Source organism: Bacillus sp. SIMBA_008, from assembly GCF_046535495.1.
GTDB classification, from domain to species: domain Bacteria; phylum Bacillota; class Bacilli; order Bacillales; family Bacillaceae; genus Bacillus; species Bacillus subtilis.
The window spans coordinates 1-238 of the sequence record NZ_JAWRWL010001216.1 but is presented as its reverse complement, the minus strand read 5'-3'; the positions used below and the strand labels follow the sequence as shown (position 1 = coordinate 238).

General features: G+C 64.3%; 1 protein-coding gene. It reads left to right on the top strand.

What is annotated here, in order from left to right; genetic code table 11:
* Window positions 1-7: 7 nt before the first annotated feature.
* The coding region (locus SB658_RS27305) for a hypothetical protein (RefSeq protein ID WP_410603683.1) at window positions 8-238 on the top strand (231 nt) is incomplete at its 3' end.

Genomic DNA, 238 nt, shown 5'->3' with positions numbered 1-238 from the left:
GAGCGTCATGAGAATCGAGAGCGTCACATCGAGCGTCCACAGGCTGCCGCCGGCCTCTCCGTGGGAGGACGCCACGAACAAGGTGCAGGCCCTGGAGTTCGTGGTGGTCGAGGTGACCACCGACACCGGCATCACCGGCACCGGTTTCAGCTACAGCGTCGACATCGGCGGCACGGCGATCCATACGCTGATCGAGGATTACCTTTCCAACCTCGCCATCGGCATGGACCCGCTGGCC